Below are 1,292 nucleotides of genomic sequence, written 5' to 3' on the forward strand. Positions count from 1 at the left end.
GGCATGTGCCTGAGAGCTGATGGTGACCGCACTCGCGGGAACAGGGTGATCCTATGCTGCCAAGAAAAGCCTCGACGCGAGGTTCTAGCCGCCCGTACCCCAAACCGACTCAGGTGGTCAGGTAGAGAATACCAAGGCGATCGAGACAATCGTGGTTAAGGAACTCGGCAAAATGCCCCCGTAACTTCGGGAGAAGGGGGGCCTGATGTGTGAACCGGCATGCCCGGGGCAGCACGGAGGGCCGCAGAGACCAGGGAGAAGCGACTGTTTACTAAAAACACAGGTCCGTGCGAAGTCGCAAGACGATGTATACGGACTGACGCCTGCCCGGTGCTGGAAGGTTAAGAGGACGGGTCAGCAACGCAAGTTGCGAAGCTCAGAATTTAAGCCCCAGTAAACGGCGGTGGTAACTATAACCATCCTAAGGTAGCGAAATTCCTTGTCGGGTAAGTTCCGACCTGCACGAATGGCGTAACGACTTCTCCGCTGTCTCAACCGCGAACTCGGCGAAATTGCACTACGAGTAAAGATGCTCGTTACGCGCAGCAGGACGGAAAGACCCCGGGACCTTTACTATAGCTTGGTATTGGTGTTCGGTGCGGTTTGTGTAGGATAGGTGGGAGACTGTGAAGCGGGCACGCCAGTGTCCGTGGAGTCGTCGTTGAAATACCACTCTGACCGCTTCGGATGTCTAACCTCGGTCCGTGATCCGGACCAGGGACAGTGCCTGGTGGGTAGTTTAACTGGGGCGGTTGCCTCCTAAAATGTAACGGAGGCGCCCAAAGGTTCCCTCAGCCTGGTTGGCAATCAGGTGGCGAGTGCAAGTGCACAAGGGAGCTTGACTGTGAGACCGACAGGTCGAGCAGGGACGAAAGTCGGGACTAGTGATCCGGCGGTGGCTTGTGGAAGCGCCGTCGCTCAACGGATAAAAGGTACCCCGGGGATAACAGGCTGATCTTGCCCAAGAGTCCATATCGACGGCATGGTTTGGCACCTCGATGTCGGCTCGTCGCATCCTGGGGCTGGAGTAGGTCCCAAGGGTTGGGCTGTTCGCCCATTAAAGCGGTACGCGAGCTGGGTTTAGAACGTCGTGAGACAGTTCGGTCCCTATCCGCTGCGCGCGCAGGAAACTTGAGAAGGGCTGTCCCTAGTACGAGAGGACCGGGACGGACGAACCTCTGGTGTGCCAGTTGTTCCGCCAGGAGCACGGCTGGTTGGCTACGTTCGGAAGGGATAACCGCTGAAAGCATCTAAGCGGGAAGCCTGCTTCAAGATGAGGTTTCCACGCCCCC

General features: G+C 57.5%; 1 rRNA gene. It reads left to right on the forward strand.

Features of this window, described 5'->3' with window-relative positions:
• Nucleotides 1–1,292, forward strand: a 23S ribosomal RNA gene (locus BM048_RS17605); the annotation flags it as partial.

The sequence above is a fragment of the Cellulomonas marina genome (assembly GCF_900111925.1).
In the GTDB taxonomy this organism is placed as follows: domain Bacteria; phylum Actinomycetota; class Actinomycetes; order Actinomycetales; family Cellulomonadaceae; genus Cellulomonas; species Cellulomonas marina.